General features: G+C 73.8%; 22 protein-coding genes and 1 pseudogene. 4 read left to right on the plus strand and 19 right to left on the minus strand.

Annotation, left to right across the window (positions count from 1 at the left end; genetic code table 11):
- Window positions 1-9: 9 nt before the first annotated feature.
- The 4 genes from E4U92_RS00890 to E4U92_RS00905 all read right to left on the minus strand — a co-directional run bounded on the left by E4U92_RS00890 (window position 10) and on the right by E4U92_RS00905 (window position 4718).
- Window positions 10-1080: a PhoH family protein gene (locus tag E4U92_RS00890; RefSeq protein ID WP_137298294.1), complete on the minus strand. Its 1071-nt coding sequence runs from the start codon at window positions 1078-1080 to the stop codon at window positions 10-12.
- 156 nt (window positions 1081-1236) lie between these two features.
- The gene (locus tag E4U92_RS00895; protein WP_137298295.1) at window positions 1237-2379 is read right to left on the minus strand and encodes a carbohydrate kinase family protein; all 1143 of its coding nucleotides are present in this window, start codon (window positions 2377-2379) and stop codon (window positions 1237-1239) included.
- A gap of 114 nt (window positions 2380-2493) precedes the next feature.
- Complete coding sequence (locus tag E4U92_RS00900; protein ID WP_137298296.1) at window positions 2494-3783, minus strand: glucarate dehydratase family protein; 1290 nt, start codon at window positions 3781-3783, stop codon at window positions 2494-2496.
- Window positions 3780-4718, minus strand: a complete 939-nt coding sequence (locus tag E4U92_RS00905) for a 5-dehydro-4-deoxyglucarate dehydratase (protein WP_137298297.1) — start codon at window positions 4716-4718, stop codon at window positions 3780-3782. Before E4U92_RS00905 ends, E4U92_RS00900 begins: the two co-directional genes overlap by 4 nt.
- 123 nt (window positions 4719-4841) lie before the next feature.
- On the opposite strand from E4U92_RS00905, the gene E4U92_RS00910 reads away from it, so the two are divergent.
- The gene (locus E4U92_RS00910) at window positions 4842-5639 is read left to right on the plus strand and encodes an IclR family transcriptional regulator (RefSeq protein ID WP_137298298.1); all 798 of its coding nucleotides are present in this window, start codon (window positions 4842-4844) and stop codon (window positions 5637-5639) included.
- 28 nt (window positions 5640-5667) lie between these two features.
- On the opposite strand, the gene E4U92_RS00915 is transcribed toward E4U92_RS00910, so the two are convergent.
- The 10 genes from E4U92_RS00915 to hrcA all read right to left on the minus strand — a co-directional run bounded on the left by E4U92_RS00915 (window position 5668) and on the right by hrcA (window position 16436).
- A complete protein-coding gene (locus tag E4U92_RS00915; protein ID WP_168725008.1) occupies window positions 5668-6657 on the minus strand; it encodes an adenosine deaminase in 990 nt (329 codons plus the stop codon).
- A 32-nt stretch (window positions 6658-6689) separates the two neighbouring features.
- A complete protein-coding gene (locus E4U92_RS00920; RefSeq protein ID WP_137298300.1) occupies window positions 6690-7595 on the minus strand; it encodes a ribonuclease Z in 906 nt (301 codons plus the stop codon).
- A 6-nt stretch (window positions 7596-7601) separates the two neighbouring features.
- Window positions 7602-7955, minus strand: a complete 354-nt coding sequence (locus E4U92_RS00925) for an HIT domain-containing protein (protein ID WP_137298301.1) — start codon at window positions 7953-7955, stop codon at window positions 7602-7604.
- 100 nt (window positions 7956-8055) lie between these two features.
- Complete coding sequence (locus tag E4U92_RS00930; RefSeq protein WP_137298302.1) at window positions 8056-11256, minus strand: S41 family peptidase; 3201 nt, start codon at window positions 11254-11256, stop codon at window positions 8056-8058.
- A 92-nt stretch (window positions 11257-11348) separates the two neighbouring features.
- Complete coding sequence (locus E4U92_RS00935) at window positions 11349-11867, minus strand: hypothetical protein (protein ID WP_174863627.1); 519 nt, start codon at window positions 11865-11867, stop codon at window positions 11349-11351.
- 91 nt (window positions 11868-11958) lie between these two features.
- Complete coding sequence (locus E4U92_RS00940) at window positions 11959-12351, minus strand: VOC family protein (RefSeq protein ID WP_137298303.1); 393 nt, start codon at window positions 12349-12351, stop codon at window positions 11959-11961.
- A gap of 26 nt (window positions 12352-12377) precedes the next feature.
- Window positions 12378-13124: a 16S rRNA (uracil(1498)-N(3))-methyltransferase gene (locus tag E4U92_RS00945; RefSeq protein ID WP_137298304.1), complete on the minus strand. Its 747-nt coding sequence runs from the start codon at window positions 13122-13124 to the stop codon at window positions 12378-12380.
- A complete protein-coding gene (locus E4U92_RS00950; RefSeq protein WP_137298305.1) occupies window positions 13121-14197 on the minus strand; it encodes a nitronate monooxygenase in 1077 nt (358 codons plus the stop codon). The genes E4U92_RS00945 and E4U92_RS00950 overlap by 4 nt, the downstream gene beginning before the upstream one ends.
- A gap of 88 nt (window positions 14198-14285) precedes the next feature.
- Window positions 14286-15419 (minus strand): molecular chaperone DnaJ, encoded by a 1134-nt coding sequence (dnaJ, locus tag E4U92_RS00955; protein WP_067241215.1) that lies wholly within the window; start codon window positions 15417-15419, stop codon window positions 14286-14288.
- Entirely contained in the window at window positions 15420-16436 is a 1017-nt protein-coding gene (gene hrcA / locus E4U92_RS00960) for a heat-inducible transcriptional repressor HrcA (protein WP_067241213.1), read from the minus strand.
- A gap of 151 nt (window positions 16437-16587) precedes the next feature.
- On the opposite strand from hrcA, the gene E4U92_RS00965 reads away from it, so the two are divergent.
- Both E4U92_RS00965 and E4U92_RS00970 read left to right on the plus strand, forming a co-directional pair.
- Complete coding sequence (locus E4U92_RS00965) at window positions 16588-17313, plus strand: MBL fold metallo-hydrolase (protein WP_137298306.1); 726 nt, start codon at window positions 16588-16590, stop codon at window positions 17311-17313.
- Between the two features lie 31 nt (window positions 17314-17344).
- Complete coding sequence (locus E4U92_RS00970) at window positions 17345-18217, plus strand: DUF3097 domain-containing protein (protein ID WP_137298307.1); 873 nt, start codon at window positions 17345-17347, stop codon at window positions 18215-18217.
- Between the two features lie 75 nt (window positions 18218-18292).
- On the opposite strand, the gene hemW is transcribed toward E4U92_RS00970, so the two are convergent.
- The 4 genes from hemW to lepA all read right to left on the minus strand — a co-directional run bounded on the left by hemW (window position 18293) and on the right by lepA (window position 25930).
- The gene (hemW, locus tag E4U92_RS00975) at window positions 18293-19525 is read right to left on the minus strand and encodes a radical SAM family heme chaperone HemW (protein ID WP_137298308.1); all 1233 of its coding nucleotides are present in this window, start codon (window positions 19523-19525) and stop codon (window positions 18293-18295) included.
- A gap of 61 nt (window positions 19526-19586) precedes the next feature.
- Window positions 19587-21629 (minus strand): SpoIIE family protein phosphatase, encoded by a 2043-nt coding sequence (locus E4U92_RS00980; protein ID WP_137298309.1) that lies wholly within the window; start codon window positions 21627-21629, stop codon window positions 19587-19589.
- Between the two features lie 204 nt (window positions 21630-21833).
- On the minus strand, window positions 21834-23762 hold the full coding sequence (locus E4U92_RS00985) for an AMP-dependent synthetase/ligase (protein WP_137298310.1): 1929 nt from the start codon (window positions 23760-23762) through the stop codon (window positions 21834-21836).
- Between the two features lie 299 nt (window positions 23763-24061).
- Complete coding sequence (gene lepA, locus E4U92_RS00990; protein ID WP_137298311.1) at window positions 24062-25930, minus strand: translation elongation factor 4; 1869 nt, start codon at window positions 25928-25930, stop codon at window positions 24062-24064.
- A gap of 220 nt (window positions 25931-26150) precedes the next feature.
- Here lepA and rpsT point away from each other — a divergent pair, with 220 nt between their 5' ends.
- On the plus strand, window positions 26151-26417 hold the full coding sequence (gene rpsT, locus E4U92_RS00995; protein ID WP_137298312.1) for a 30S ribosomal protein S20: 267 nt from the start codon (window positions 26151-26153) through the stop codon (window positions 26415-26417).
- Window positions 26418-26648: 231 nt separating this feature from the next.
- Here the strand turns inward: rpsT and E4U92_RS01000 are convergent.
- Window positions 26649-26828: pseudogene (locus E4U92_RS01000) on the minus strand (nuclear transport factor 2 family protein); the annotation flags it as partial.
- Between the last annotated feature and the right edge of the window lie 119 nt (window positions 26829-26947).

Genomic DNA, 26947 nt, shown 5'->3' on the forward strand with positions numbered 1-26947 from the left:
GTGCTGTGTCTACTTCCCCTTGTGCGCGGACTTCCCGCGGCCGCCCTTGTGCGCGCCGTTCTCCGTGCCGTGCTGGCTGTCGTACTGCTCGTACGCGTCGACGATACGGCCCACCAGCTTGTGCCGGACGACGTCGTGCGAGGACAGCCGGGCGAAGTGGACGTCGTCGACGCCCTCCAGGATCTCCTGCACCTGCCGCAGACCGGACTTGGTGCCGCTCGGCAGGTCGACCTGCGTCACGTCACCGGTGATGACGATCTTGGAGTCGAAGCCGAGGCGGGTGAGGAACATCTTCATCTGCTCGGGGCTCGTGTTCTGGGCCTCGTCCAGGATGATGAAGGCGTCGTTGAGCGTGCGGCCGCGCATGTACGCCAGCGGGGCGACCTCGATCGTGCCCGCCGCCATCAGCCGCGGGATCGAGTCGGGGTCGATCATGTCGTGCAGGGCGTCGTAGAGCGGGCGCAGGTAGGGGTCGATCTTCTCGTAGAGCGTGCCCGGCAGGAAGCCGAGGCGCTCGCCGGCCTCGACCGCGGGGCGGGTCAGGATGATGCGGTTGACCTGCTTGGACTGCAGCGCCTGGACGGCCTTGGCCATCGCCAGGTACGTCTTGCCGGTGCCGGCGGGGCCGATGCCGAAGACGATCGTGTGGTGGTCGATCGCGTCGACGTACCGCTTCTGGTTGAGGGTCTTCGGGCGGATGGTGCGTCCCCGGGAGGACAGGATGTTCTGCGTGAGCACCTCGGCCGGGGTCTCCTGGCCGTCGTTGGTACCTGCCTCGCTCGCCCGCAGCATGGCGATCGACCGTTCCACTGCGTCCTCCGTCATCGGCTGCCCGGTGCGGAGCACCAGCATCATCTCTTCGAACACGCGCGAGATGAGGGCGACGTCGACCGTGTCGCCGACCGCGCTGATCTCATTGCCCCGGACGTGGATGTCGGCCCCCGGGAAGGCCTTCTCGATCACGCGCAGGAGGGAGTCTCCGGATCCCAGCACGGTCACCATGGGGTGCTGGGCGGGAACGGTGAACTGCGCTCGCGCCTGCCCCTGCGCGGGGGTGTGAGCTGTGGGTGTCTGAGTCATGGGCCGGCTCTGTAGGCCTTGCTCGTCCTCCTCGATACGGCACGCGCGCCACACGGGCGGCCTGGCGATTTCAAGGGTACGCCGGGCCACCGACAACGCCGTAGGCGTTTTATCGGTCCGGCCTCCGGGCCGACGAGGGACCGGCGTCCGACCCCCTCAGTTCGAACGGCCGAAGCCGATCGTCGGGACCGCGCGGCGCAGGGGCCAGGGCCTCGCCGCGTCCTCGGGGAGCAGCCGCTCCAGGAACGCGTACCGGCTCAGGGCCGCCCGGTCCTGGCCCTCGACCGACTGCACCTCGCGCCACCAGGTCGCGATCTCCGACCAGCCGGGCGCCGACAGCGAGCCGCCGAACTCCTGCACCGACAGCGCGGCCACCAGCCCGGCGAAGGCGAGCCGGTCCGCCAGCGGCCAGCCGGCGAGCGAGCCGGTGACGAACCCGGCCACGAACACGTCCCCGGCGCCGGTGGGGTCGAGGGCCTCCACGGCGATCGCGGGCACCTCGGCCGTCTCCCCCGTCCGCCGGTCCACCGCGTACGCGCCCTCCGCGCCCAGCGTGACCACCGCGACCGGCACGTGCTCGGTCAGGGCGTGCGCGGCGGCGCGCGGGGAGTCGGTGCGGGTGTAGCGCATGGCCTCCTCGGCGTTGGGCAGGAACGCCTCGCAGTGGGCGAGGTCGGACAGGCCGGCCAGGTCCCACGCGCCCGTGTCGTCCCAGCCGACGTCGCCGAAGATCCGGGTGCCCCGGGCGGCGGCCTGCGCGATCCAGGTGGCCGGCCGGCCCGGCACCAGGGAGGCGACCGCGGCCCGCGCGCGGGGCGGGCAGTCGGGGGCGGGCTCCTCGGGCGGCGGCTCGTGGCCGTGGGAGACCATCGTGCGCTCCCCCTCGTACGCCATGGACACGGTGACCGGCGAGTGCCAGCCGGGCACGCTGCGCGACGGGGTCAGGTCGATGCCCTCGCCCTGTGCGAGGGCGTCCCAGCAGTACTCGCCGTAGTGGTCGTCGCCGAAGGCCGCCGCGAGACTGGTGCGCAGGCCGAGGCGGGCCAGCGCGGTGGCCATGTTGGCGACCCCGCCGGGACTGGAGCCCATGCCGCGCGCCCAGGACTCGGTGCCGCGCACCGGCGCGGAGTCCAGGCCGGTGAAGACGATGTCGAGGAAGACGGTGCCCGTGAGGTACACGTCCCACGGGGGGTCGCCGGGCGCGCGCAGGGCGGCCAGGGGATCGACGTGGGCCTGGCGGTGCGGGCCCTCGGTGAGGGGCGACGGTCCCTTTCCGTGGGACGGGCCGGACGCGGTCACGGTGCACTCCCTGACATGGTGCGGATCAGGCCAGTGTGCACCACCCCACCGGCAGCCGGGCGGTGCTCGCGCCCCGGGCGCCCGTCACGTCCGGCGGCCCGTGCCGCGCCGCGTTCACCAGCGGGGCACGGCCGGTGTGACCCACCGCGGGTCGGCGACGCGCAGGGCCGCCGCGTCGTCCCGGTCGCGCAGCCGGCCGTCGTCCTCCAGCCACCGCCGGTGCAGGAACGCCAGCCGCTCCCGGTCGAGTTCGACGCCGAGGCCGGGTCCGTCGGGCACCGCGACCCGGCCGCCGCTGATCGGGACGCGTGCGGTGAGGACGTCCTCGGACTGCCAGGGGTAGTGGGTGTCGCAGGCGTGGTGGAGGTTCGGCACGGTGGACGCGACGTGGGTCATCGCGGCCAGGCTGATCCCGAGGTGGGTGTTGGAGTGCATGGACACCCCGACGCCGAAGGCGGCGCACAGCGCGGCCAGGTGCTGGGTGGCGCGCAGGCCGCCCCAGTAGTGGTGGTCGGACAGGACGACCTGGACGGCGTCGCGGGTGAACGCCTCCTCGATCTCGGCGAACGTCGTCACGCACATGTTGGTGGCGAGCGGCACGTCGGTCCCGGCGGCGACCTCGGCCATGGCCGGGGTGCCGAGCGCGGGGTCCTCCAGGTACTCCAGGAGACCGCCGACCTCCTCGGCGACCTTCAGCGAGGTCGCCACCGACCAGGCCCCGTTGGGGTCCAGGCGCAGGGGGTGTCCGGGGAAGGCCGCGGCGAGGGCGCGGACCGCGGCGACCTCCTCGTCGGGCGGGAACACGCCGCCCTTGAGCTTGAAGGAGGTGAAGCCGTAGCGCTCGGTGAACCGGCGGGCCTGCGCGACGATCCCGGCCGGGTCCAGGGCGGCGCCCCAGTCGTCCTTCTCGGCGGGCACGCCCTCGGGGTGCTCCGCCCACTTGTAGAACAGGTAGGCGCTGTACTCGACGCTGTCGCGCACCTTGCCGCCGAGCAGTGCGTGCACGGGCAGCCCGAGCGCCTTGCCGAGGGCGTCCAGGCAGGCCACCTCGAAGGCGGAGACGACGGACAGGCGCAGCTTGTCGGCGGTCTGGACGCCGCGCAGCCCGCCGACGTCGACCTGTCCCGAGACCCGGGAGGCGTCCACGGCGACCTCGTCGGCGAGGGCGGACAGCGCGTTGAGGTCGCTGACCTGACGCCCCTTCAGCTTCTGCGCGAACGGCCGGGCCAGCTCGAGGTACTTGGTGTCGCCGTAGGTCTCGCCGACCCCGGTGGTCCCGTCGGCGGTGACGACCTCGACGACGAGCCGGGGGGTGTACGGCTGGTGCACGCCCTGGGTGTTGAGCAGGGGCGGGTCGGCGACGAGGATCGGGGTGAGGATCACGTCGGTGACGGTGAGGTTCACAGGGCGGCTCCCACGAGGTCGAGTCCGGCGGCGAGCAGGGTCCGCAGGTCGGCCAGGTCGGCCGCCGACGGGTCGGTGAGCGGGGCGCGCACGGGCCCGACCGGACGGCCGCGCAGCCGGGCCGCGGCCTTCACCAGGGACACGGCGTACCCCGGTGCCCGGTCGCGGAGTTCGACGAACGGGACGTAGAAGGCGCGCAGCAGCTTGTCCACGGTGCCGTCGTCGCCGTCGCGCAGGGCGGCGAAGAAGGCGTTCGCGATCTCGGGCGCGAAGGCGTGGACGGCGGAGGAGTAGGCGCTCACGCCGACGGCGGCGTAGGCGCGGGCCTGGACCTCGGCGGTGGCGGCGCCGTTGAAGAACAGGAAGCCCTCGGGGGCGGCGAGGGTGAGCCGCTGGAGGCGGTCGAGGTCGCTGTGGCCGTCCTTGAGGCCGATCACGGACGGGATCCGCGTGAGGCGCCGGAACGCGGCGAGGGAGTAGTCGACCTGGCCGCGCTGGTAGACGACCAAGGGGAGCCGGGTGCGGGCGGCGAGCTGTTCGAGCTGGGCGACCAGGCCCTCCTGCGGTGCGGCGACGAGGTAGTGGGGCAGGACGAGCAGCGCGTCCGCGCCGGCGTCCTCGGCCTGGCGCGCGAACCGGACGGCCTGCGCCCAGCCGTACCCGACGCCGGCCACGACGGGCACCCGGCCCGCCGCCTCCCCGACGGCGATCTCGACGACCCGCCGGTACTCGTCCTCGTCCAGGGCGTGGAACTCCCCGGTGCCGCAGGCCGGGAACAGGGCGCCGGGGGCGGCCGCGAGCCGGTCGGCGACATGGGCGCGGAAGCCGTCCGGGTCGAGTGAGCCGTCCTCGCGGAAGCTGGTGAGCGGGAACGACAGCACCCCGCGCGCCATGCCCTCCCGCAGCCGCCGGGCCGTGTCGGTGTCGGGACTCACCCTCGCTCATCTCCCCATGTAGACGTCATCCACGTACGAGAATGAAGGTTAGATACGCGAACGACACCCGTCAATGGCCCCCGCCGGGGCCGGCGGCCCCGGCCGCCCGCTTACGATCGGCGCATGGTGGAGACAGACGGCGGCACGGGCGGCGTCCGTGAGGTGAAGTCCGCCGCGCGCACGGTCGAGCTGCTGGAACTGCTCGCCGAGCGCGGCGACCGCCCGGCCCGGCTGCAGGAGCTGGCCGACGAGCTGGGCGTGCCGCGCAGCTCGATGTACGCGCTGCTGCAGACGCTCGCCGCCCGCGGCTGGGTGCGCACCGACGTCACCGGCTCGCTGTACGGCATCGGCATCCGCGCCCTGCTCACCGGCACCGGCTACCTGGACTCCGACCCGCGCGTGCGCGCCGCGCGCCCGTACCTGGACGAGGCGTCCGACGCGCTCGGCGAGACGATCCACCTGGGGCGCCTGGACGGCCGGGACGTGGCCTACCTGGCGACCCGGGAGTCGCACGCGTACCTGAGGACGATCAGCAGGGTCGGACGGCGCCTGCCCGCCCACGCGGGCGCGCTGGGCAAGGCACTGCTCGCGGAACGCCCGGACGCCGAGCTGCCCGCGGGGCCGTACGCGGCGCTCACCCCGAACACGCACACCACCCGGGAGTCACTGGCCGCCGACCTCGCTGCGACGCGCGCCCGCGGCCACTCGGTCGACCGCGAGGAGGGCGTCCCGGGGCTGGTCGGCTTCGGCTTCGCGCTGCGCTACGACAGTCCGGCGCGGGACGCGATCAGTTGCTCGGTGCCGGTGGCGCGGCTCTCGCCGGAGCACGAGGCGCGGATCGTGGCCGTCATGGCGGAGACCAGGGCGAAGATCGAGGCGACGGCCACGGCACCCCCGGGCGGCACCGTGCAGTGGAGGTAGCCGGCGCCGCGGCGGCCCCGGGGACGCGTCAGAAGCGGTACGCCTCCACCTCGGCGAGGTACCGCGCCCTGCGCTCCTCGTCGTCGTCCAGGAACGACGCGAGGAAGGAGTTGCGGGCCAGCTCGCGCAGCCGCTCCTCGTCCAGCCCGAGGGTCCGGCGGACCGCGTCGAGGGTGTCGCCGGCGTAGCCGCCGAAGTAGGCGGGGTCGTCGGAGTTGACCGTGCACAGCAGGCCGGCGTCGAGCATGGCGGGCAGCGGGTGGTCGGCGAGGGTGTCGACCGCGCGCAGGCGGACGTTGGACAGCGGGCACAGGGTGAGCGGGACGCGCTCCCGCACCAGCCGCTCGACCAGCGCGGGGTCCTCCAGGCAGCGCAGGCCGTGGTCGACGCGCTCGACGCCGAGCACGTCGAGGGCCTCGGTGATGTACGCGGGCGGCCCCTCCTCACCCGCGTGGGCGACACGCCGCAGCCCGAGCGCGGCGGCGGCCTCGTACACCTCGCGGAACTTCGCCGGCGGGTGCCCGACCTCCGCCGAGTCCAGGCCGACGCCGGTGATCCGGTCCAGGTACGGCTCGGCCGCCTGCAGGGTCGCCAGGGCCGAGTCGGCGGACTCGTCGCGCAGGAAGCACATGATCAGCCGGGTGGAGACGCCGTGCCGTTCCTCGCTGCGGCCGAGGGCCCGCCACAGCCCCTCGATGACCGTGCCGAGCTCCACCCCGCGCTGGGTGTGCGCCTGCGGGTCGAAGAAGATCTCCGCGTGCCGCACGCCCTGCGCGGCGGCGCGGGCCAGGTAGGCGTCGGCGAGGTCGGCGAAGTCCTGCTCGGTGCGCAGGACGTCCATCAGCGCGTAGTAGAGGTCCAGGAAGGACTGCAGGTCCTGGAAGTCGTACGCCCGGCGCAGGGCGTCGGTGTCGGCGTGGGGCAGGGTCACCCCGTTGCGCGCGGCCAGCGCGAAGGCCAGCTCCGGCTCCATGGTGCCTTCGATGTGCAGGTGCAGTTCGGCGATCGGCAGAGGCATCAAAGCATCGTACGGCCCGTTCACCGTCGATTTCACCGTCGCTTGGGGAGCGGCACCCGGAGCAGGTCGTGGGCCACGGTCAGCTCGCCCTCGAACCCGGCGGCGCGGGCCTGCCGCTCGAACTCGTCAGGGTCGGAGTAGCGCTGGCTGAAGTGCGTCAGCACCAGGTGCCGCACCCCCGCGTCGCGCGCCACCGCCGCGGCCTGGCCGGCCGTCAGGTGGCCGTGCTCGACGGCGAGCCGTTCGTCCTCGTCGAGGAAGGTCGACTCGATGACCAGCAGGTCGCAGTCCTCGGCGAGCGCGTGCACCCCGTCGCACAGCCGGGTGTCCATGATGAACGCGAACCGCTGCCCGCGCCGCACCTCGCTGACGTCCTCCAGCCGGACGTCCCCGAGGACGCCCTCGCGCTGGATGCGGCCGACGTCGGGTCCCCGCACGCCGAGCGCGGCCAGCCGGTCCGGCAGCATCCGGCGGCCGTCGGGCTCGACCAGCCGGTAGCCGTAGGACTCGACCGGGTGGGACAGCCGGCGGGCCTGGAGGGCGTACGAGCCGGTGACGGCGAGCGTGCCGTCGGCGTCGACGGGCGCCTCGGTGATGCCGACGGTCTCGCGGTAGGCGGTGGAGTACCGCAGCCGGGTGAAGAAGTGCTGCCCGGAGCGCGGGTAGTGGGCGGTGACCGGGTGCGGGACCCGGTCGAGGTTGATCCGCTGGATCACCCCGGCGAGCCCCAGGGAGTGGTCGCCGTGGAAGTGGGTGACGCAGACCCGGTTCAGGTCGTGCGCCGCGACCCCGGCGCGCACCATCTGGCGCTGGGTGCCCTCGCCGGGGTCGAACAGGATGCCCTCGCCGTCCCAGCGCAGCAGGTAGCCGTTGTGGTTGCGGTGCCGGGTCGGGACCTGGCTGGCGGTGCCGAGGACGACCAGTTCACGGACGGACATCGCGATCTATCCGGGGGGCCATTCCAGGCCGCGCCCGCCGATGACGTGCGCGTGGGCGTGCCAGACGGTCTGGCCCGCGCCGCTGCCGGTGTTGAAGACGGTGCGGTAGCTGTCGAGCTGCTCGTCCTCCGCGACGGCCCGCGTCTCGCGCAGCACGTCGGCGGCGAGCTCCGGCGCGGCGGCGGCGAGGGCGGCCGCGTTCTCGTGGTGCGCCTTGGGGATCACCAGGACGTGCGTGGGCGCCTGCGGGTTGATGTCCCGGAAGGCGAGGGTCGTCTCGGTCTCCCGCACGACCGTGGCCGGCACGTGCCCGCCGACGATCTTGCAGAACAGGCAGTCGTCCTGCGGCTCCCCTGCCATGCGTGTGCCTCCTGACGCCGGCCGGATCTCCGGTCGGATCTACGGTGGGATCTGCGGTCAGATGTACGGGGCATGCTAGTCGCCCCGGGGGTGCCCGCCGTCACGGCAGGGTGGGCGGGGTCTTCGCCGGGGTGGTCTCCAGGGCCTGGAGCGCCCTGCGGACCGCCTCGTCGAGTTGGACGTCCCGGCCCGCGGCCCAGTCCTGCGGCCGCACGACCACCTCGACGTCCGGGTCGACGCCGCGGTTCTCCACGCCGAAGCCGTAACCCTCCAGCCAGATCGCGTACTTGGGCTGGGTGACGAGCGTGCCGTCGACGAGGTGGTAGCGGCTGTCGATGCCGACCGTGCCGCCCCAGGTGCGGGTGCCGACCACCGGGCCGATGCCGAGCGCCTTGATCGCCGCGTTGACGATGTCGCCGTCGGAGCCGGAGAACTCGTTCGCCACCGCGACGACCGGGCCGCGCGGCGCGTCCTCCGGGTAGCTGACCGGCCGCATCCCGCGCGGCAGGTCCCACCCGACGATCCGCCGGGCCAGCTTCTCGATCACCAACTGCGAGGTGTGGCCGCCCCGGTTCTCCCGGACGTCCACGACAAGCCCCTCCCGGGCCACCTCCACCCGCAGGTCGCGGTGGATCTGGGCCCAGCCGGGCGCCTGCATGTCGGGCACGTGCAGGTACCCCAGCCGGCCCCCGGAGCGCTCGTGGACGTAGGCGCGCCGGTCGGCGACCCAGGCGTGGTAGCGCAGCGCCTCCTCGTCGGCGACCGGGACCACCACCGCGTGCCGCGGCTCGCCGCCGCCGGACGGCGAGATCGTCAGCTCGGTCGGCCGGCCCGCCGTCCCCACGAGCAGCGGTCCCGGCCCCGTGACCGGGTCGACCGGCTGTCCGCCCACGGCGACGATCGCGTCCCCCGCGCGCACCGCCACACCCGGCGCGGTGAGCGGGGAGTGCGCCTCGGGATCGGAGGTCTCCGAGGGCAGGATCCGGTCGATGCGCCAGGTGCCGTCCGCGTGCCGGGAGAGGTCGGCGCCGAGCAGCCCCTGCCGCGGGCCGCGGCCGGAGCCGCCGCGCGGGATGACGTAGGCGTGGGAGGTGCCGAGTTCGCCGTGCACCTCCCACAGCAGGTCGACGAGGTCGTCGTGGGTGGCCACGCGGTCCAGGACCGGGCGGTAGCGGTCGAGGACCGCGTCCCAGTCGACGCCGCCGAGGTCCGCGCGCCAGAAGTTGTCCCGCATGATGCGGCCGTTCTCGTCGAACATCTGCCGCCACTCGGCGGCCGGGTCGACGGTGCGGCGGATCCGGCCGAGGTCCACGGTGACGTTGCTGTCGCTGTCCTCGTCGCCGGAGGCCCGCCGGTCGCTGGGCACCACCTTCAGCTTGCCGTCGGTCCACAGCAGCAGCCGCCTGCCGTCGCCGCTGACCTCGAAGTCGTCGGCGTCGGCGGCGAGGTGGTCCAGACGGTGCTGGACCAGGTCGTAGCGCTCCAGCTCGGTGCGCGGGTCGGGGTCGTCGGGGGTGGCCCGGGAGGCGCCGAGGACGCCGCGCACCGGGTGCCGCAGCCACAGCACGCCGTCCTTGGCGGCCCACAGCGAGGAGTAGCGGCCGGCCTCCACCGGGAACGGCACGACCCGTTCGCCCAGCCCGTCGAGGTCGATGCGGGTCGCGGGGGTGCCCTCGCCGTCGGGGGTCTCGTCCTTGTCCGGCGCGTCGAAGGGGCGGCCGTGGCGCTGCGGGCCGAACGGCGAGGGCGTGGTCGCGGCCAGCGTGATCAGGTAGGGCCGCGCCGCGACCACGAAGGACAGGTCGAAGGCGTGCTGGTCGTAGACCGGGTCGAAGGCGCGCGTGGACAGGAACGCCAGGTGCTTGCCGTCGAGGGTGAAGGCGGGCGCGTAGTCGCGGAACCGCAGCGGGGTCGCCTCGGTGACCGACAGGTCGGTGGTGTGGGCGAGCCGGAGCTGGCTGAGCGGGCGCGGGCCGGGGTGCGACCAGGCCAGCCACGTCGAGTCGGGCGAGAAGACCAGGTCGGACACCTCGCCGTCGTCGCTGCGGTCGACCTCGCGGACCTCGCCGGTCTCCCGCTCGACGAGCAGCAGCCGTCCGTCGTGCGCGGCGACGGCGGCGCGGCTGCCGTCGGGGGCCACGGCCAGCTCCAGGACCCGGCCGAGCCGTCCGGCGGCCAGCCGGCGCGGGGTGGAGCCGGGCGTCAGGCCGGTGGCGGGCGCGAACTCCAGGGCGTCCTCGCCCTCGGCGTCCGTCACCCACACCACCCACTCCTCGCCGTCGGCGCGGAAGGTGCGCGGCAGCCGGGCGCGCACGCCGGGTTCGGCGGCCAGCGCGCGGGCCGGGCCGGAGCGGTGGGTGATCCAGTGGACGGCGCCGCGCACCTCGACGGCGCTGCCGCGCGCGGTGTGGTCGGGGGCGGCCCCACCCAGCCAGCGGGCGGCGGCCACGGGGTGCGGCCGGCGGTCGGCGCGCTGCCCGCCGAGCCGGACGTCGAGCCGGCGCGGCCCGTCGCCGTCGAGGTCGTCGAGGATCCACAGCTCGCCCGCGCTGCTGTAGACGACGCGCCGGCCGTCGCCGCTCGCCTGCCGGGCGTAGAAGCCGTCGAGGGGCGTGTGGCGGCGCAGGTCGGAGCCGTCGGCCAGGGAGGAGTACAGCGCGCCGGTGCCCTCGTGGTCGGACAGGAAGGCGATGCGGTCGCCCACCCACACCGGGCACTCGATGTTGCCGTCGAGGTCCTCGTGCAGCCGCGTGAACTCCCCGGTGTCCTCCCGGTCGATCCACAGCTTGCCCGCCGTGCCGCCCCGGTAGCGCTTCCAGTGGGCCGCCTCGCGGCCCATCGGCGCGGACTGCAGCACGGTGTGCGGACCGTACGCGACGTCGCCGACGGGGCCGTACGGCAGGGTGGCGGCCGGGCCGCCGTCGAGCGGGACGGCGCGGGCCCAGGTGCGGCGCAGGGTCGCCTGGTCGTGGCTGCTGAGCGCGAGGACCTGTCCGTCGGGGGTCCAGCCGCGCACCCGGGTCTGCCAGCTCCCCCAGTACGTCAGCCGGGTGGAGGGCCCGCCGTCGACCGGCGCGACGTGCACCTCGGGGGCGCCGTCGCGGGCGGAGGTCCAGGCGACGGTGGTGCCGTCGGGCGAGACGCGGGGCGCGGTGACGGGCCGGTTGTCGGCGCTGACCCGCCAGGCGCGCCCCCCGTCCAGGGGCGCCAGCCACACGTCGTCCTCGGCCGTGAAGGCCACCAAGTCGCCGTGCAGGTGCGGGAATCGGAGATACGCGGCAGGGGCAGCGGACTGTGTCACGCGATCACCCTATGCAAGCGCACCGCTCGTCGACAGGGGGCCCGGGTGATCCGCCCGCCGCTCGGTCGGACGGCACCCGTCGCCGGCCTCGTTCACTTGCCCCCGGACGGGCACCGCGGGTCGCCCGGGCACCACACGGTGACGGTGACCGTGGCGGTGGGACGGGCCGGCTGTCCGGCGCGGGGCCGCTCGACGGGCGAGGGGGTGGCCGACGCGCAGTCGCCGAGCCCGCTCACCCGGAAGACCTGCTTGTTCCCCAGGTCGGCGGTGATGTCCCCGCGCACGCAGTGCCCGTCCACGGCCCGGGTGATCTCGCCGTCGACGGTGATGTCCCTGCCGTCGTCGGTCTTCCCCCGGCAGTCCACGGAGGCCACCGTCCCGTGGGTGCCGCCGTCGTCGTAGCCGCCGGTGCAGGTCAGCCAGCGCACGGCGACGTCGCGGTGCTGGAACTCCCGGGTCGCGGCCTGGTCGGTGGTGTACGCCACGGACGCCGCGTTCAGCCCGCCCGGGTCGCAGCCCGCGGCCGCGCCGACGGCGAGCACCGCGAGCCCCGCCACGGCGAGCGCCCTCGCCCCGCGCACGCGTCCTTGCAGCGGCCTCGTCGCCCCCATGCACAGCAGCGTGCCACCGCCGCCCCCGGTCCGGTAGACCGCATGCGGCCAACGCCGGACGGGAGGTGACGGACCGTCCGCACGACGGAAGTCAGCCGCGCAGCAGCAGCCACTCCTGGAGCTCGACGAGGTTGCCCTCGGGGTCCTTCAGGTGGGCGACCCGCATCCGGTCGGTCATCGGGGCCGGCCCGTGGGCCAGGACGGCGCCGCGGGCGGTGAGCTGCGCGCAGTAGGCGTCCAGGTCGTCCACCCGCAGCACGACCAGCGAGCGGTGGCCGGTCGCCGCCTCGCCCAGCTCCCCCAGCACCCCGGCCATCATCGTCCGGTCCTGCAGCGCGATGCCCGCCGACCCGGTGTGCGGGCTGAACTTCTCGTACGGCCCCCGCTCCGCCCCCGACTGCGGCTTCAGGCCGAGGACGTCGGCGTAGAAGCGGTAGCAGGCGGCGAAGTCGGTGACGAGCAGCCGCACCTGGGCCAGTTCCATGCGCTCCCCCTGATCGGTCCGGTCGGTCAGGACCACCGGCCGGTGCGGCCCAGGACCAGGGCCGCGGCCGCCGTCCCGGCGGTCGACGTGCGCAACACGCTACGGCCCAGCACGTACGCCCGGGCGCCCGCCTCCACGAACAGCGCCAACTCGTCCGCGGCGACGCCCCCTTCGGGCCCGACGACCAGCACGATCTCTCCCCTGGCGGGCAGTTCGGCGGTGGCCAGCGGCGCGCCGGGGTGGTCGAAGTCGGAGTGCAGCACGGCGGCGAGGTCGGCGTCGGCCAGCAGCGCGGCCACCTGCTTGGTGCTCGCCGCGTCCGCGACCCGGGGGAAGCGCACCCGCCGGGACTGCTTGCCGGCCTCGCGGGCGGTCGCGCGCCACTTGCCGAGCGCCTTCGCGCCGCGCTCGCCCCGCCACTGGGTGATGCAGCGGGCCGCCTGCCACGGCACGATCGTGTCGACGCCGACCTCGGTCATCATCTCCACGGCCAGTTCGCCCCGGTCGCCCTTGGGCAGGGCCTGGACGACCGTGATCCGGGGGGACGGCTCGGGCTCCTCCGTCGCCGGCGCCAGCCGCACCAGCAGCCGGTCCTTGCCCTCGGTGCCGGTCACCTCGCCCGTCGCGTGGCGCCCGGCGCCGTCGGTGAGGACGACCTGCTCGCCGGGCTCCAGCCGTTTCACGGAGACCGCGTGCCGGCCCTCGGCGCCGTCGAGCACGAAGGGGCCGCCGTGCGCGTCGAGGTGGTCGACGACGAAGACCGGCGCCGTCACCGGGCACCTCCCCAGGAGGACAACGCTGTCCGGGCGGCGGCGAGTTCGTCGGCCAGGACCTCCACCAGCCGCCCGGCGGGCAGCTCGCGGGCCAGCCGGTGGCCCTGCCCGGCCCACAGCGCCATGCCCTGCGCGTCCCCCGCCTTGGCGGCGGCCCGGCGCAGCGGCGCGGTGAGGTGGTGCACCTCCGGGTAGGCGGCGGGCGCGTACGGCCCGTGCTCCCGCAGGAAGCGGTTGACCAGACCGCGGGCCGGGCGCCCGGAGAACGCCCGGGTCAGCTCGGTGCGGACGAACAGCGGGTTGGTCAGCGCCTGTTTGTGCACGGCGGGGGCGCCGGACTCGGGGGTGGCGAGGAACGCGGTGCCCAGCTGGGCCGCGCTCGCGCCCGCCGCGAGGACCGCGGCGATCTGCCCGCCGCGCATGAGGCCGCCCGCGGCGACCAGCGGGAGGCCCACCGTCTCGCGGACCTGCGCGAGCAGGGCGAGCAGCCCCACGCCCGTGCCGTCGTTCTCCCGGACGTCACGGTGGGTGCCCTGGTGGCCGCCCGCCTCCACGCCCTGCACGATCACCGCGTCGGCGCCGGCCCGCTCCACCGCGAGCGCCTCCTCGGCGGTGGTCGCGGTGACCAGGGTCACGGTGCCGGCCCGGCGCAGCGCGTCCAGCACGTCCCGGCGCGGCACGCCGAAGTGGAAGGAGACCACCGGTACCGGGTTGTCGAGCAGCACGGCGAGCTTGGCGTCGTAGCCGTCGTCCCGCCCGCTGTCGGGGTCACCGAGCTCGGTGTCGTACCAGGAGACCTCGCCGGCGAGCTGGTGGGCGTAGACCTCGACGGCGCCCGACTCGGCGTGCTCGGGCTGCGGCAGGAACAGGTTGACCCCGAAGGGGCGGGAGGTCAGGCTCCGCAGCTGCTTGATCTCCTGGTACAGCCCGTCGGCGGTCTTGTACCCGGCGGCCAGGAAGCCGAGCCCGCCCGCCTCGCTCACCGCGGCGGCGAGCACGGGCACGGAGACGCCGCCCGCCATGGGGGCCTGCACGATCGGGTGGGGGAACAGATCGGTCAGTGCGGAGGACATGACGGCATGGTGTCATGTCCTCCGGACAACGCCGAATCGGGAGGCACGGGAGGGCCCGCGCCTCCTCGGCGGCCGTGCAGCGGCCCGCTCAGCGGCCGTTGAACGCGTCCTTCAGCCGGCTGAACAGCCCCTGCTGACCCGGCTGGAACTGGCCCTGCGGCCGCTCCTCGCCGCGCAGCTTGGCCAGCTCCCGCAGCAGCCGCTCCTGCTCGGGGTCGAGCTTGGTCGGGGTCTGCACCTCGACGTGCACCACGAGGTCGCCGCGGCCGCCGCCGCGCAGGTGCGTGACGCCCCGGTTGTGCAGCGGGATCGACTGGCCGGACTGGGTGCCGGGCCGGATGTCGATCTCCTCCAGGCCGTCCAGCGTCTCCAGCGGCACCTTGGTGCCGAGCGCCGCCGCGGTCATCGGCAGGGTGACCGTGCAGTGCAGGTCGTCGCCGCGCCGCTGGAACTGCGCGTGGGGCAGCTCGTGGATCTCCACGTACAGGTCGCCGGCGGGGCCGCCGCCGGGACCCACCTCGCCCTCGCCCGCGAGCTGGATGCGGGTGCCGTTGTCGACGCCGGCCGGGATCTTCACGGTGAGCGTCCGCCGCGAGCGCACCCGTCCGTCGCCCGCGCACTCCGGGCACGGGGTCGGCACCACGGTGCCGAAGCCCTGGCACTGGGGGCAGGGCCGGGACGTCATGACCTGGCCCAGGAAGGACCGGGTCACCTGGGACACCTCGCCGCGGCCGCGGCACATGTCACAGGTCTGGGCGGTCGTGCCGGGGGCCGCGCCCTCGCCGTTGCAGGTGCCGCAGACGATCGCGGTGTCGACCTGGATGTCCTTCGTGGTGCCGAAGGCCGCCTCCTCCAGGTCGATCTCCAGCCGGATCATGGCGTCCTGGCCGCGGCGGGTGCGCGAGCGCGGGCCGCGCTGCGACGCCGTGCCGAAGAACGCGTCCATGATGTCGGAGAAGTTGCCGAAGCCGCCGGCCCCGAAGCCCGCGCCGGCGCCGCCGGCCTGCGAGAGCGGGTCGCCGCCGAGGTCGTAGACCTGCTTCTTCTGCGGGTCCGAGAGCACCTCGTAGGCGGCGTTGATCTCCTTGAACCGCTCCTGGGTCTTCGGGTCCGGGTTGACGTCCGGGTGCAGCTCGCGCGCGAGCCGCCGGAAGGCCTTCTTGATCTCTTCCTGCGACGCGTCGCGGCGCACGCCGAGAACGGCGTAGTAGTCCGTGGCCACTTACGACTCCGCCAGGATCTGTCCGACGTACCGTGCCACTGCGCGTACCGCTCCCATCGTTCCCGGGTAGTCCATGCGGGTCGGTCCGACCACGCCGAGCTTGGCCACTGCCTCGCCGCCCGAACCGTAGCCGACCGACACGACGGACGTGGAGTTGAGTCCTTCGTGGGCGTTCTCGTGACCGATGCGCACGGTCACGCCCGGATCCTTCGCCTCGCCCAGCAACTTGAGGAGCACGACCTGCTCCTCCAGCGCCTCGAGCACCGGCCGGATCGTGAGGGGAAAGTCATGTCCGAAGCGGGTGAGATTGGCGGTGCCACCGATCACCAGCCGCTCCTCGTTCTCCTCGACGAGTGTCTCCAGGAGAGTGGAGAGCACCGTGGAGACCGTACCGCGGTCCTCGGCCTCGAATGCCTCGGGCAGGTCCTCCACCAGCCCCGGCACGTCCGCGAAACGGCGGCCCGCGACCCGGCTGTTGAGCCGCGCCCTGAGGTCCGCCAGCGAGGACTCGCCGAACGGCGCCGGGCAGTCGACCAGCCGCTGCTCGACCCGGCCGGTGTCCGTGATGAGCACCAGCATCAGCCGCGCGGGCGCCAGCGACAGCAGCTCGACGTGGCGCACGGTGGACCGGGTCAGCGACGGGTACTGCACGACGGCGACCTGCCGGGTGAGCTGCGCGAGCAGCCGCACCGTGCGGGCCACCACGTCGTCGAGGTCGACGGCACCCCCCAGGAAGTTCTGGATGGCCCGCCGCTCGGGCGCCGTCATCGGCTTGACGCCCGCGAGCTTGTCGACGAACAGCCGGTAGCCCTTGTCGGTCGGGATGCGCCCGGCACTGGTGTGCGGCTGGGCGATGTAGCCCTCGTCCTCCAGGGCCGCCATGTCGTTGCGCACGGTGGCCGGGGAGACGCCGAGGTTGTGCCGCTCGGTGAGCGCCTTGGAGCCCACCGGCTCCTCGGTCCCCACGTAGTCCTGGACGATGGCGCGCAACACCTGAAGCCTGCGTTCACTCAGCATCGCGCGCACCTCCAGAAAATCGTCCCCGAGACGTCCACCTGGCACTCTTCGATCGTGAGTGCCAGCACTCCCCGGCCCAGTGTACGGCGGTGGGGTACCGGCTGGGCAAGGTCGGCCTCGCGGCCGGGGGCAGTACCGCTAGCGTCCCGGTATGACGGTGACTTGGGAAGAGCTGGGCTGGGAGCGCGTCGCGCCCGGGGTGGGGCGGGTGCGGCTGCCGGGCTGGGACTGCACGGCGGGGCTGGTCTCCGGGCGGGACGGGACGCTGCTGATCGACGCCGGGTCCAGCCTCGCCGAGGGGGCGCGGCTGCGGTCCGAGGCCGAGCGGCTCACCGGGCGCCGTGTGACCCATCTCGCGCTCACCCACCCCCACTTCGACCACGTGTTCGGCGCGGCCGCCCTGGCGGGCGCCGAGGTGTACGGCCCGGCCGGGATGGACGCGGTGCTCGCCGCGGGCGCCGAGGAGCTGCGGGCGGACGCGGTGCGCAACGGGCTGGACGAGGACACCGCCGAGGAGGCCGCGGCCGCGCTGGTCCGCCCCCGTCACCCGGTCTCCGGCGAGCTGACCCTCGACCTGGGCGGCGGCCGGCCGGTGCTGCTGGCCGACGTGGGGCCCGGTCACACCGCCCACGACCTCGCCGTGCTGGTGCCCGGGGGGACCGGGGTGGTCTTCTGCGGCGACCTCGTCGAGGAGTCCGGTGAGCCCCAGGCGGGCCCGGACGCCGTGCCGTCGCGCTGGCCGGCCGCGCTGGACCGGCTGCTGGCGCTCGGCGGCGACGACGCGCTGTACGTGCCCGGACACGGCGCGGTGGTGGACGCGGCCTTCGTGCGGGCCCAACGCGACGCGCTGGCGGCCCGGTTCGGCGTGTCGCCGTAACGGCGCCGGAGCTTTCCCTATCGTCATCAGAATGCGCCCACCCGTCTCCCGCCACCGCCCTTCCAGCGAGGGCCCTTCGGGCCCGCGCCCTCGCAGGTACTCCGCCGACCTGACCCCTCCGTGGAAGAAGCCCCAGCCGGTCCCCGAGGTCCCGGCGGAGCCGGACCTGGTGGTCGAGGAGCCCCGCACCGGCTTCTGCGGCGCGGTCGTGCGCTGCGAGGCCGGCACGGTGACCCTGGAGGACCGCTTCGGCAAGCACCGCGTGTTCCCGCTGGAACCCCGGGGCTTCCTGCTGGAGGGCAAGCCGGTCACCCTCGTCCGGCCGCCCGCGTCCGCCCCCGCACGCCCCACCCGCACCGCCTCCGGCTCCGTCGCCGTCCCCGGTGCCCGCGCCCGCGTCGCCCGCGCCGGGCGCATCTACGTGGAGGGCCGGCACGACGCCGAACTGGTCGAGAAGGTCTGGGGCGACGACCTGCGCGTCGAGGGCGTCGTCGTGGAGTACCTGGAGGGCGTGGACGACCTCCCGTCGATCGTGGACGCCTTCGCTCCCGGCCCCGACGCCCGCCTCGGCGTCCTGGTGGACCACCTGGTCCCCGGCACCAAGGAGTGGCGCATCGCACAGTCGGTCACGAGCGAGCACGCGCTGGTCGTCGGCCACCCGTACATCGACATCTGGGAGGCGGTGAAGCCGTCGGCCCTGGGCATCGAGGCGTGGCCCCGGGTGCCGCACGGCCAGGACTGGAAGACCGGGGTGTGCCGGGCGCTGGGCTGGCCGTCGGACAACACCGGCGCGGTGTGGCAGGCGATCCTCAAGCGCGTGCGGTCGTACAAGGACCTGGAGCCGGAGCTGCTGGGCCGCGTCGAGGAACTGATCGACTTCGTGACGGGCGACGGCGGCGCCTGACGGCAGCGCCGGCCCGGACCTCGTGACCGGCCCGGACCCGGTGACGGGCCGGGACCTCGTGACCGGCCCGGTCCCTCAGTCGACCAGGTCCCGCACCACCGCGTCCGCCAGCAGCCGCCCCCGCAGGGTGAGCACCGCACGGCCCTCCGCGTACGGCCCCTCTTGGAGCAGGCCGTCCGCCAGCGCCCGGCGGGACGCCGCGAGCCCGTCCTGCTTGAGCAGGGACAGCGGCACGCCCTCGCGCAGCCTCAGCTCCAGCAGGACGCGCTCGACCCGCCGGTCCTCCTCGGACAGCACCTCACGCCCCGCGCCCGGCGTGCGCCCGGACGCCAGCGCCGCCGCGTACGCGCCGGGGTGCTTGACGTTCCACCAGCGCACCCCGCCGACGTGGGAGTGCGCGCCCGGCCCCGCGCCCCACCAGTCGGCGCCCCGCCAGTACAGCTCGTTGTGCAGGCAGCGCCCCGCGTCGGAGGTGGCCCAGTTGGACACCTCGTACCAGGCATAGCCCGCCGCCGAGAGCACCTCCTCGGCCATCAGGTACCGGTCGGCGTGCACGTCGTCGTCGGTCATCGGGACCTCGCCGCGGCGGATCCGGCGGGCCAGCTGGGTGCCCTCCTCGACGATGAGCGCATAGGCGCTGACGTGGTCGGGGCCGGCGCCGATCGCCGCGTCCAGCGAGGCCCGCCAGTCGTCGTCGCTCTCCCCGGGGGTGCCGTAGATCAGGTCGAGGTTGACGTGGTCGAAGCCCGCCCCGCGCGCCTCGGCGACGCACCGCTCGGGACGGCCGGGCGTATGGGTGCGGTCGAGCACCTTCAGCACGTGCTGCCGCGCGCTCTGCATGCCGAACGAGACCCGGTTGAAACCGCCCGCCCGCAGCTCCGCGAGGTAGGCGGGGTCGACCGACTCCGGGTTGGCCTCCGTGGTGACCTCCGCGTCCGGGGCCAGCCCGAACTCCTCCCGGATCGCGCCCAGCATCCGCACCAGGTCGCCCGCGGCCAGCAGGGTGGGCGTGCCGCCGCCGACGAACACCGTGCGGACCTCGCGCGGGTCGTCGCCCAGCACCTTGCGGGCCAGGCGGACCTCGTCGATCAGGGTGTCGGCGTAGTTGTCGCGGGAGGCCAGCACACCGCCCGTGCCGCGCAGCTCGGTCGCGGTGTAGGTGTTGAAGTCGCAGTAGCCGCAGCGGGTCGCGCAGTACGGGACGTGCAGGTAGAAGCCGAGGGGGCGGTCGGCCGCCCCGGCGAGCGCGGACGCGGGCAGCGCGCCGTCGGCGGGGACGGGCTCGCCGTCGGGGAGTGCGGAAGGCATGCGTTCCATTGTCCCGCACCCGCGCGGTGACCTCGCCGGGTGCGGGACGCCGGACGTCCCGCTACTCGGCCTGGAGCACCAGCAGCGCCAGGTCGTCCTCCGGGGGCCGGCCGCCGAAGTCGTGCACCTGCTGCCGGATGCGGGCCGCGATCCCGTCCGCGTCCAGCCCGGCGCACCCGGCCAGGGCGTGCGCGAGCCCGTCGCCGTCGTCGAACTGGCGCGAGCCCGAGCGGCGCTCGGTGACCCCGTCGGTGACGCACAGCAGGCTGTCGCCGGACAGCAGCGCACACGTCTCGCTGGTGTACGCCACGTCCTCCACGACCCCGAGCAGGGTCTGCGGCTGCGCGACCGTCCGTACGGTGCCGTCCGGGCCGAGGAGCAGCGGCAGCGGGTGCCCCGCCGAGGCGAGGGTGCAGTGGATGCCGCCGGGGAAGGGGACCAGCTCGCCGTAGAGGAGGGAGAGGAAGCGGGTCTGCGGGCCGTCGCCCGGTCCGGCGGGGCCCGCGGGGCCGACGAAGGCGCGGGCGGCGGCGTCGGCCGCCTCGGTGGCGTCGTCGAGGAGGAGCTGGTTGAGCCGGTCCAGCACGTCGGCGACGCCGTACCCCTCGCGGGCCAGCAGCCGCAGCCAGGGCCGGGCGAGCCCGATGACCACGGCGGCCTCCGGGCCCTTGCCCTGCACGTCGCCGACCGCGAAGCACCAGCGGCCGTCGCCCGCCGGGAACAGGTCGTAGAAGTCGCCGCTCGGGCCGCCCTGGTCGCACGGCTCGTACACCAGCGCACTGCGCACCCCGGGGATCTCGGCGACCGCGCCGGGCAGCAGGCCCCGCTGCAGGACGGCGCTGATGGTGGCCTGGCGGGCGTACTGGCGGGCCGCCCCGATGGCGAGCGCCACCCGGCGGCCGAGGTCCTCCACCAGGCCGGCGACCTCCTCGGGAAACCTTTCCGCTCCGGACCGCCCGATGACCAGCGTGCCCAGCGGGCGTCCGCCCGCGACCAGCCGGCAGGCGAGCACCGCCCCCGGCCCGCCCGGCGCGGCTCCGGGCCAGGGGAGCTCTACGGGCCCGGCGAGGGGGGCCGCGGTCAGGGAGGTCGTGGTGAGGGGGCTCGTGGTGAGGCGGGGCGGGTCCTTCTCCAGGGCCCGGCGCAGCTCCTCGACGTGACCCTCGCTGCCGTGCCGGACCCGGGCGAGCCGCTGCCCGGCGCCGTCGCCCCAGCCGCGTCCGCCGACCTCGTCCTCCAGCCACACCGCGCACCAGTCGGCGAGGCGCGGCACCAGGAGCTGGCCGGTGAGCGAGGCGACCAGGTCCTCGTCGAGCTGCCCGGCCAGCAGGTCGGACGCCTCGGCGAGGAACGACAGCGCGTTCCGGCCGAGCCAGACGCAGTCGGGGACGGGAAGGGTGTCGGGGGCGCCGGTGCATCCGGACGACGGGTCGGGCGTCCGGGACGCCACGGGCGCCCGGGTCGGGTATCCCGACACGGCGGACAGGTCCGCGACGGCCGCCCTGTCCGTCCCCGTGCCGTCCGCCTCCGGCCCGTCCGCCTCCGGCCCGTCCGTCGCCGGCCCGTCCGGTCCCGGCCCGGCGGGCAGCCGGGCCCACACCGTCCTGCTGTCCCGGCGGTAGGTCACGCCCCACTCCTCGGCGAGCGCCGCGACCAGGCGCAGCCCTCGGCCGTCCTCCGCGGGGGCGGCGGGCGCCGCGTGGGGCGGGGGCGTGCCGTCGGCCGGGGGACGCGCGGGGCGCCGGTCGGAGACCTCGACGACGACGTCGTACGCCGGTTGCGCCTCGCCCGTACGGGGCTCCCCCGTGCTGGGCTCCTCCGGCTCGGCCAGGCGGCAGTCGAGGTCGACGTCCCTACCGGCGTGCACGACGGCGTCGGTGACCAGCTCGCTCACGACGAGCACCGCGTCCTCGGCGAGCCGGGCGGGCACGGGCAGGCCGAGGTCCGCCCACTCGCGCAGGGCCGCGCCGAGCAGTCCGCGGGCCGTGCCGGGCGCGAGGGTGCCGCCGGGCAGCGTGGCCCGTACCCGGGGGAGCGGCCGGGCCGACGACGGCGCGGCCCCGTTGCGGGACACGCTCTCCCGTTGCGTGGGAAGGACCCCCATCGACAGCTCCCGCACAGTTCGGCGCCGCACACCCGTCGCTCGTCGCCGACAGGGTGCCAGCCGGGCGCGTCCGTGAGCGTGCGGTGGCCGAAGTGGGCCGTCCTGGGCGGGCAGGAGTCCGTATCTGCCCGGAAAGGGACCGAAGGGAGCACGAAGCGGGCCGGTTCGGGGGCGCTTTCCGAGCGCCCCCTCCCCTCCCGGGGGCTACGCCTCCCGCGCCCCGGCGTACATCTCCTCGATCAGGTGCTTGTACTCCCGCTCCACCACGGGCCGCTTCAGCTTCAGGCTGGGGGTGATCTCGCCGTGCTCCACGTCCAGGTCCCGCGGCAGCAGCCGGAACTTCTTGATCGTCTGCCAGCGCTGGAGGCCGGAGTTGAGCTCCTCGACGTACCCCTGGACGAGGGACACCGTCGCCGGGTCGGCCACGACCTCGGCGTACGGCTTCCCGGCCAGCCCGTTCTCCTTGGCCCAGTCGAGGATGGCCACCTCGTCGAGCGCGATCAGCGCGGTGCAGTAGTTGCGGTCGGCGCCGTGCACCAGGATGTTCGAGACGTACGGGCAGACCGCCTTGAACTGGCCCTCGACCTCGGCCGGCGCGATGTACTTGCCGCCCGAGGTCTTGATCAGGTCCTTCTTGCGGTCGGTGATGCGCAGGTAGCCGTCGGGCGAGAGTTCGCCGATGTCCCCGGTGTGGAACCAGCCGTCCGCCTCCAGGACCTCCGCGGTCTTCTCGGGCAGCTTGTGGTAGCCCTCCATGATGCCGGGGCCGCGCAGCAGGATCTCCCCGTCGTCGGCGATGCGCACCTCCGTGCCGGGCAGCGGCTTGCCGACCGTGCCGGTGCGGTAGGCCTCGCCCGGGTTCACGAAGGAGGCGGCCGAGGACTCGGTGAGGCCGTAGCCCTCCAGGATGTGGATGCCGGCGCCGGCGAAGAAGTAGCCGATCTCCGGCGCGAGCGCGGCCGAGCCGGACACGCAGGCGCGCAGGTTGCCGCCGAACGCCTCGCGGATCTTGGAGTAGACGAGCGTGTCGGCGACCTTGTGCTTGGCCGCCAGGCCGAACGGCGCCGTGCGGTTGCCGGTGCGGCGGAAGTTGTCCTGGGTGACCTTCGCGTACTCGCGGGCGACCTCGGCGGCCCACTGGAAGATCTTGTACTTCGCCCCGCCGCCCGCCTTCGCCTTGGCGGCGACGCCGTTGTACACCTTCTCGAAGATGCGCGGCACGGCGGCCATGTACGTCGGCTGGACGACCGGCAGGTTCTCGATGATCTTGTCGACGCGGCCGTCGACGGCGGTGACGTGGCCGACCTCGATCTGGCCGGAGGTCAGCACCTTGCCGAACACGTGCGCGAGCGGCAGCCACAGGTACTGCACGTCGTCCGCGCCGACCAGCCCGGTCGCCGCGATCGCCTTCGCCATGTACGACCAGTTGTCGTGCGGCAGCCTGACGCCCTTGGGGCGCCCGGTGGTGCCGGAGGTGTAGATGAGGGTGGCGAGCTGGTCCTTGCCGATCTTGCCGACCCGCTCCCGGATGAGGCCGGGCTCCTGCTGCAGGCGGGCCGCGCCGCGCTTCTCCAGCTCGTCCAGGGTGAGCACCCAGTCCCGGCCCTCGCCGCCCTGCGCGCCGGCGGCGCCCGCGGCGTCCGCGATGTCCGCGGTGTCCTCCATACCTGCCGCGTCGATGACGACCACATGGGTGAGGTCGGGCAGCTCGGCCCGCTTCTCGACCGCCTTGGCGAGCTGGTCGGCGTTCTCGGCGATCAGCACCCGGCTCTCGGAGTCGGACAGGATGAACGCCGACTCGTCCGCGTTGGTCTGCGGGTAGACCGTCGTGGTGGCGGCGCCGGCGCACATGATGCCGAGGTCGGCGAGGATCCACTCCAGACGGGTGGAGGAGGCCAGCGCGACGCGCTGCTCGGGCTGCACACCTAGCTCGATGAGACCGGCCGCGATCGCATACACCCGCTCGGCGGCCTGCGCCCAGCTCAGCGACCTCCACTCGTCCGGGCCCTCGCCCGAGGCGGGCGGCACCGGATGGCGGTAGGCCTCCGCGTCCGGGGTGGCGGCCACGCGCTCCAGGAAGAGGCCCGCGACGGACGGCGGACGGTTCTCGATCAGTGTCTGTGTGTCGCTCACGACATCCTCCGGGCCCGCGACGGTGCGGCTGGCTCGTGCGGCCAGCCCGGCCGGCTGGCTCTGTCTGGCTGATTCCTCCCCCGCGAGCCCTTGTTTAACTCGCGAGTAACTACCGAGCAGGCATCAGGGTAAGGCCCGACCGGCTGGTATGTAAGAGGCAGCGGCCTGTCACTTCCTCCAGGGATGCTCCAGGAAACACCCGCTCACACGCCGAAGGGCCTGCCGCTTTCGTCCGGCAGGCCCTTCTGCGGGCGGCTGGTGGAGCCGCTTCTCGGCTGGCGGGCGGGCGTGACCGCCGGTTACTTCTTGCCCTTGGCCGATCCCGCGCTGTCGTCGCTGGACAGCACCGCGATGAAGGCCTCCTGGGGAACCTCCACGGAACCCACCATCTTCATCCGCTTCTTGCCCTCCTTCTGCTTCTCCAGCAGCTTCCGCTTGCGGGAGATGTCACCGCCGTAGCACTTGGCGAGGACGTCCTTGCGGATGGCGCGGATGGTCTCGCGGGCGATCACCCGCGAGCCGATGGCGGCCTGGATGGGCACCTCGAAGGCCTGCCGCGGGATGAGCTCGCGCAGCTTGGCGACGAGCCGCACACCGTAGGCGTAGGCCGCGTCCTTGTGGGTGATCGCCGAGAACGCGTCCACCTTGTCGCCGTGCAGCAGGATGTCGACCTTGACCAGGGAGCTGGTCTGCTCGCCGGTGGGCTCGTAGTCCAGCGAGGCGTAGCCGCGGGTCTTGGACTTGAGCTGGTCGAAGAAGTCGAAGACGATCTCCGCGAGCGGCAGCGTGTAGCGGATCTCGACCCGGTCCTCCGAGAGGTAGTCCATGCCGAGGAGGGTGCCGCGCCGGGTCTGGCACAGCTCCATGATCGAGCCGATGAACTCGGTCGGCGCGAGGATCGTGGCCCGCACGACCGGCTCGTACACCTCGTTGATCTTGCCCTCGGGGAACTCGCTCGGGTTGGTGACGGTGTGCTCGCTGCCGTCCTCCATCACGACCCGGTAGACCACGTTCGGCGCGGTCGCGATCAGGTCGAGGCCGAACTCGCGCTCCAGCCGCTCCCGGATCACGTCCAGGTGCAGCAGGCCCAGGAAACCGACGCGGAAGCCGAAGCCGAGGGCCGCGGAGGTCTCCGGCTCGTAGACCAGCGCCGCGTCGTTGAGCTGGAGCTTGTCCAGCGCCTCGCGCAGCTCCGGGTAGTCCGAGCCGTCCAGCGGGTACAGGCCCGAGAAGACCATGGGCTTGGGGTCCTTGTAGCCGCCGAGCGCCTCGGTGGCGCCCTTGGCCTGGCTGGTGACGGTGTCACCGACCTTGGACTGGCGGACGTCCTTCACACCCGTGATCAGGTAGCCCACCTCGCCGACGCCGAGGCCGTCGGCGGACAGCATCTCGGGCGAGTTGGTGCCGATCTCCAGCAGCTCGTGGGTGGCGCCCGTCGACATCATCCGGATGCGCTCGCGCTTGTTGAGCTGGCCGTCGATGACACGGACGTACGTCACGACACCGCGGTAGGAGTCGTAGACCGAGTCGAAGATCATGGCGCGGGCGGGCGCGTCCTTGACGCCGACCGGGGCCGGGATCTCGGCGACCACCTTGTCCAGCAGGGCCTCCACGCCCAGGCCGGTCTTCGCGGAGACCTTCAGCACGTCGCCCGGCTCGCAGCCGACGAGGTTCGCGAGCTCCTCGGCGAACTTCTCGGGCTGCGCGGCCGGCAGGTCGATCTTGTTCAGCACGGGGATGATCGTGAGGTCGTTCTCCATCGCCAGGTAGAGGTTGGCGAGGGTCTGCGCCTCGATGCCCTGGGCGGCGTCGACGAGGAGGATGGTCCCCTCGCAGGCGGCGAGCGACCGCGAGACCTCGTAGGTGAAGTCGACGTGCCCCGGGGTGTCGATCATGTTGAGGATGTGCGTGTTGCTCTTGTCGTGGGTGGGGGCCCACGGCAGCCGCACCGCCTGGGACTTGATCGTGATGCCGCGCTCGCGCTCGATGTCCATGCGGTCGAGGTACTGGGCACGCATCTGCCGCTGCTCGACGACACCGGTCAGCTGGAGCATCCGGTCGGCGAGCGTGGACTTGCCGTGGTCGATGTGCGCGATGATGCAGAAATTGCGGATCAGCGCCGGGTCGGTACGGCTCGGCTCGGGCACGTTGTTAGGGGTCGCGGGCACGCAGGGTCCTGTCTCTTGAGGCGCCTTATGCCTCGGGTCGGATCGATACGTAGCCTCCATGGTCCCACGGGCGCGGACCGGCGACCGGTTTGGGCCACCCGCGCGGCCACTGGTAGCCTGGGTGGCTGTGTCTCATGCCCTCTCAGCGCGAGGCACACTCAAGAAATCACCTGGCACGGGTCCCTGGCGGCTTCGTGCCTGAACCTGAAAAGGCTCATTCGTGGCGAACATCAAGTCCCAGATCAAGCGGATCAAGACCAACGAGAAGGCCCGGCTGCGCAACAAGGCCGTCAAGTCCTCCCTCAAGACCGCGATCCGCAAGGCCCGCGAGGCCGCTGCCGCGGGTGACGTCGAGAAGGCCACCGAGTACCAGCGCATCGCCGCTCGTCAGCTCGACAAGGCCGTCTCGAAGGGCGTCATCCACAAGAACCAGGCCGCCAACAAGAAGTCGGCGCTGGCCGCCAAGGTCGCGTCCCTCCAGGGCTGAACCTCTCTGTGATCTGACCGCCGGACGGACCCAGAGCGGGCCCTCTCTCATCCGCTCCCGACCGGCATCCCGGATCCACGCGCGGCCTGCGTTCGCCACGCGGGCGTGGATCCACCACCAGCTCGAACCGAGGACCCCGCCGCCCGCCCTTCCCCAGGGCGGACGACGGGGTCCTCGGCATGTGCGGTGTGCGGTGTGTGGTGTGTGCTGTCCGGAGAGGGGTCGTGCCCGTCACGTCCAGAACGCGTCGACCTGCTCGATGTCCGCGACGCACTCGTCGAGGTCGGTGATCTTCTCCCCCACGATCCGGAAGACGATGCCGCCCATCGCGTCGATGTGCCGCCCGCCCCGGTCCGCGGTGAAGCGGTGCACCGACACCGCGTGCCCCCGGCCGTCGACGAGCACGTCCCGTCTCCGGCGGTGTAGGGCTGACAGCACGATTGTCCTCCGGGTGACGGGGGTTCGCGCTGCGGGGAGACCGGCGCCTCGGACCCGCACCGTGCCTTGTCCGCGGCCCCGCGAACGCGCCG

Source organism: Streptomyces galbus (genome assembly GCF_005280195.1).
Classification (GTDB): domain Bacteria; phylum Actinomycetota; class Actinomycetes; order Streptomycetales; family Streptomycetaceae; genus Streptomyces; species Streptomyces galbus.